This window comes from Sporichthya sp. (assembly GCF_013815995.1).
Lineage (GTDB): Bacteria > Actinomycetota > Actinomycetes > Sporichthyales > Sporichthyaceae > Sporichthya.
Genome location: NZ_JACDFE010000262.1, coordinates 1 through 5511, shown reverse-complemented (window position 1 = coordinate 5511; position 5511 = coordinate 1). Strand labels below are relative to the sequence as shown.

The following is a 5511-nucleotide window of genomic DNA, read 5'->3' as shown; positions in this document are numbered from 1 at the left end:
CCGACAACTGGTTCGACGAGCGGGCAGTGGTGCTGGACAGCGCCGGCCGGACGGTCGCGCACGCCTGGCAGATCGCGCGCCTGCCCAAGGTCTAAGCCGGAACTGGCTCCATGACCGCAGCCTCCGACTTCGCCTCGGCCTGCGCCGCCATCACCGCGACCAGCCCCATCCCGGCCATCCAGCCGCCGAAGGTGAACAGCGGGATCCAGTACGAGATCACGCCGTGGTAGGCGAACGGCCCGGTGTGGAAGAACAGCAGCAGGACGCCGGGCAGGAGCAGGACGCCGATCCACAGGTTGAGGTAGCCGAACCACCGTGGGTGCACCGGGTTGGCGGAACGGTTGCCGAGCACCGCGGCTCCGAGGGCGAAGGCCTGGGTCGCGAACGCCGGGGCCGTGAGGAATGCCATGAACCAGCCGACGTCGTGGAGCAGCTGAATGTCCTCCCCGGATCGTTCGGGCCGGAACGCCGCGGCGGTCAGGAACACGCCGAACAACGTGAGCAGGACGTAGGTCGTGATGCCCGAGACCGCGAACAGGACAGTCAGAACGGGGCGCTTGCCTTCGTAGCGCAGCATCTGGACTGTGATCACCGAGACCACCGTGCCCCAGCCGACCACCGCGATCAGCAGCATCAGCAGCCCGGCCCGGATCCGGTCGGTCTCGCCGCTGTAGAAGTCGGCGAACTGCTCCGGCGTCCAGTCCGCGTCCGGCGGGACGAAGTAGTCGGCGATGATGAACGCCGGGAGGATGATCAGGACCCCGATGATGCCTGCCAGCCCGCAGACGATCTGACTACGTGTATTCATGGCGGGCAACGTACCGCCGCCGGAGTCCGCGATCGCAGTGCCTCGCGGGCTGAGATTCCTTCAGTGCTCTCGTCTGTTTGAGACGAACCGTCAGCCGAACAGTCAGCGACGGAGTCCCTAACGAAAATCGCGGGACCTGCTTCCGACCACCAGCTCGAGTCGGGTGAAGGTCTCCGCGACCAGGCTGATCACGCCCTCCGCGCACTCCAACCGGCCCCGGATCACCAGCGCCGCGGAGTCCCGGGCCACCCGGCGATGCCGGGCCCAGGCCCCGGGTGAGCAGATTACGTTGAGCATCCCGGTCTCGTCCTCGAGATTGAGGAAGATGGTCCCGGCCGCGGTCTGCGGCTGCTGACGGTGCGTCACTACGCCGGCCACCCGGACCCTGGTCTTGTCCGGCAGGGCGGCCAGACCGGCCACCGTCACGATGTCCGGGTCCAGCTCCGGGCGGACGTTCTCCATCGGATGCCCGTCGGGAGTGATGCCGGTGGCCCACAGGTCGGCCATCGTCAACTCCACCTGCTCCAACACCGGCAGCCGCGGGGCCCGGTCCCCCACCACGGTGCCGGCGATCCGGTCCGGGCTCGCCTGGGCCACCGCCCCGGCCGCCCACAGCGCCTCCCGGCGGGCCAGGCCGAGGCTGTCGAACGCGCCCGCGGTGGACAACGCCTCGATGTGCGCGGCCCCGGCGCCGGTGCGCAGCGCGAAGTCGGTGAGGTCGGCGTAGGAACCGTTCGTGACCCGCTCGGTCTCGATCCGCTCGGCGAGGTCGTCACCGATCGAGCGGACGCCGGACAGACCGAGGCGCAGCGTCGCCCTCCCCCACGAGGTCGGCGGTTCGGTGTTGCCCGGCCCGGCGGGCTCCAGGCCGGCGCCCGCGGCAGAAGGTTGACGTCCGGACGCAGCACCTCAACGCCGTGCCGGCGGGCGTCGGCGACCAGCGACTGCGGTGAGTAGAACCCCATCGGCTGCGCGTTGAGCAGGGCCGCGCAGAACGCCGCCGGGTAGCGCAGCTTCTGCCAGGAGCTGGCGTAGACCAGCAGCGCGAAGCTGATCGAGTGGCTCTCGGCGAAGCCGAAGTTCGCGAACGCCGCGATCAGGTTGAAGATGTGGTCCGCGGTCTCCCCGGTGATGCCGTGCGTCTTGCGCATCCCCTCATAGAGCTCGGCCCGCAGCTCGGCGACCCGCTCCGGCGAGCGTTTCGAACCGACCGCGCGGCGCACCCGATCGGCTTGCGTGGCGGTGCAGCCGGCGGCGTCGACCACCATCTGCATCAGCTGTTCCTGGAACATCGGCACCCCGAGGGTGCGCTTCAGGCAGTTCTCCAGCGACGGGTGCGGATAGGTGATCGCCTCCTTGCCGGCCCGGCGGCGGATGAACGGGTGCACCGACCCGCCCTGGATCGGGCCCGGCCGGATCAGCGCGATCTCCAGCACCAGGTCGTAGAAGCAGCGCGGCTTCAGCCGTGGCAGCGTCGCCATCTGCGCCCGGGACTCGACCTGGAGCACCCCGACCGAGTCGGCCTTGCCGAGCATGTCGTAGACCTCGGGGTCCTCCTTGGGCATCGACGCCAACGTCCACTCCCGCCCGTGGGCCTCGCGGACGAGGTCGAAGCAGCCGTGCAGCGCGGAGAGCATCCCGAGGCCGAGCAGGTCGAACTTGACCAGGTTGACCAGCGGCGAGGCGCAGTCGTCCTTGTCCCACTGGATGACGGTGCGGTTCTCCATCCGGGCCCACTCGACCGGCACCACCTCGACCACCGGGCGGTCGCAGATCACCATGCCGCCGGAGTGGATGCCCAGGTGCCGCGGGAACTTCGCGACCTGCGCGGCCAGCTCGAGGACGTCGGCCGGCATGTCGTCGGTGTCGGAAGTGTCTCCGCTGTAGCGGTGCACCTCCTTGGCAAAAGCGTCCTGGGCCCCGACGGAGTAGCCCAGCGCCTTGGCCATGTCCCGCACCGCCGAGCGCGGCCGGTAGGAGATGACGTTGGCGACCTGCGCGGCGTGCATTCTGCCGTACCGCTCGTAGACGTGCTGGATGACCTCCTCGCGACGGCCGGACTCGATGTCGATGTCGATGTCCGGCGGTTCGCCGCGCTCGGGTGAGAGGAAGCGTTCGAAGAGCAGCTCATAGAAGACCGCGTCGACGGCGGTGATGCCGAGGGCGTAACAGACCGCGGAGTTCGCGGCCGAGCCCCGGCCCTGGCAGAGGATGTCGCGACTGCGGGCGAAGTCCACGATCTCGTGAACGATGAGGAAGTAGCCGGGGAAGTCCAGCTTCTCGATCATCGTCAGCTCGTGCTCGATCTGGGCGTACGCGCCGCGCTGGGTCTCGTTGTCGCGGGGTCCGTAGCGCTCGAGCGCGCCGCGATAGGTCAGCTCACGCAGCCAACTCATCGCGGTGTGCCCGGCCGGGACCGGGAAGTCCGGCAACCGGGGCCGGATCAGCGACAGGTCGAAGGCGCATTCCTGCCCCAGCGCATGGGCGGTCGCGACGGCGCCGGGATGCCGGGCGAACCGGGCGGCCATCTCCGCGCCCGAGCGCAGGTGCCCGGTGGCGGCCGCGGGCAGCCAGCCGGCCAGCTCATCCAGGCTGCGCCGGGCCCGGACCGCGGCCAGTGCGGTGGCCAGTCTCCTTCTCTCGGGCGCGGCGTAGTGGGCGTTGCAGGTGGCCGCTGCCGGGATGCGCAGTTTCTTCGCAAGCATCGCCAAGGCGTCCAGGCGTGCATCATCATCAGGCTGGCCGTGGGCGGTGAGTTCGACGGCGACGTTGTCCCGGCCGAACAGCGCGACGAGGCGGTCCAGCTCTCGGGCCGCCGCCTCTTCGCCGCCTGTTGTGAGAGCTGCCGGCACCGCACCCTTGCGACAGCCGGTGAGGATGAGCCAGTGCCCGTCGGCGGCAGCGCCGAGGGCCCCTAGGTCGTGCACCGGGCGGCCCTTCTCGCCGCCGGCGGCGTGGGCTTCGCTGATCGCGGTGGACAACCGGGCGTAGCCGTCGGGGTCGCGGGCGAGCACCAGCAGGTGCGTTCCCTCCGGGTCGGCGACACCGTTCTGAGCCTGCGTCAGACCGAGGCTGAGCTCGGAGCCGAAGACCGTCGGCAGCCCGTGCCGCGCCGCCGCCTCGGCGAAGCGGACCACACCGTAGAAGCCGTCGTGGTCGGTGATCGCGAGCCCGCTCAGCCCGAGCCGGACCGCCTCCTCCACCATCTCCTCCGGGTGGCTGGCGCCGTCGAGGAAGCTGAAATTGGTGTGCGCGTGCAGCTCGGCGTACGGGACCCCGCCATCCGTGCGCTCGATCTCGCCGGGTTGGTACGGCGCCCGCCGGTAGCTGCCCGGACGCTCCGGCTCGGACCCGAACGCCAGCCGCTGCCCGTTCGGGGCCCGGTTCTCCCCCCGCGGCGGGAAGTGCCCGGAGAGCCGCTTCTCCAGATCCCGCCACGGCATCGGCGGGTTCTCCCACCCCATCTCAGCCGCCCCCAACCTCTGCGGGACGTCGTCCCCAGCGGGCGCATGTCAGCCTCCATGCGGGCTGACATGCGCCCGTACGGGACGACGTCCCGCGGCGCTTCTCAGTCATAGACGGCCTCCACGAACCAGCGGCCGCCCTGGCTGATCAACAGCCAGCCGGTGCCGTCGGCGGTGGCGACCTGGACCCGCACCTTGACCGCGGCGGCGCCGGCGTCCCACCAGCGCTCCTCGGCCGGCCACGGCCCGGCCCAGGACAACACCGGGCGCGGTGCCTCGTCGCCGACCCGCAGCCGCGAGGGCGAGGCCGAGATCGCGTACCGGGAGTTGATCGAGATCGGCTGCCCGACGTCGTCGACGAGCTGGGCCGGCACCGGGGTCGGCGGCACCAGGGCCGGGCTGGGCGCCGGGATCCGGCCCGGCCACGGGCCGTTCTCCTCTTGCGCGCCGCGCGGGTCACCCCAGGCGACGTAGCGGATCCGCTCCCCCGGACCGCGCCCACCGGCCAGCACCGCGGTCAGCACGGCCGGCTGGCCGAGCATCCCCTGCACCCGGACCAGCGCCCGGGCCGCACGCTCGGCGGCCTCGGCGTCGGCGCCATGGGTCCACAGCCCGAGCTGGTCCCCGCCGTGCGGGATCACCTCGTCCGGGGCCAGCCGGATCACCGAGATCCCCCCACTGGGGCGTTTCTGACGGGACGTCAGCCAGCCGTCGAGCTGCCAGCGGACCCGGTCGGCGATAGCCGCGGCGTCCAGCACGCCCTCGTAGCGCCAGACCCGCTCGTACCGCTCGCCGTGTTCGGTCTCGGCCTCGACGATCAGCCGGGTGCAGCCCAGGCCGGCCGCGGTGAGCCGGGCGTGCAACTGGTCGGCCAACGGTCGGGCGGCGAAGGCGGCCCGCTCCACCTGCTCGGCCGGTGGGTCGAGGTGGGTGCTGACGATCAGGTCCGGCGGCGGGGTACGGGCGTCCGGGGGCAGCGGGTCCTCGCCGCGGGCCAGCCGGTGGGCGAAGCCGCCGTCGGCGCCGAACCGGGCCGTGACGTCGGCCGGCGGCAGGCCACCGAAATCGCCGAGGGTGCGCAGCCCGAGCCGGCGCAGCAGGTCGGCGAGATCGGGCCGGTCGAGCACGTCGACCGGGTAAGGGGCGAGGAACTCCGGGGTCCGTCCGGCCGGGACGACCTGCCCGACCCGGGCCGCCAGCGCGGCGGCGAACGCCCCCTCGGCGACCCCGGCCCGGCAG

General features: G+C 71.8%; 2 protein-coding genes and 1 pseudogene. All 3 read right to left on the bottom strand.

Features of this window, described 5'->3' with window-relative positions; genetic code table 11:
- Positions 1-91: 91 nt before the first annotated feature.
- Positions 92-808: a hypothetical protein gene (locus H0X00_RS21010; RefSeq protein WP_293774516.1), complete on the bottom strand. Its 717-nt coding sequence runs from the start codon at positions 806-808 to the stop codon at positions 92-94.
- A 117-nt stretch (positions 809-925) separates the two neighbouring features.
- A pseudogene (locus tag H0X00_RS20995) lies at positions 926-4272 on the bottom strand (error-prone DNA polymerase).
- A gap of 104 nt (positions 4273-4376) precedes the next feature.
- A partial coding sequence (locus H0X00_RS20990) for a DNA polymerase Y family protein (protein ID WP_293774512.1) occupies positions 4377-5511 on the bottom strand: 1135 nt, incomplete at its 5' end.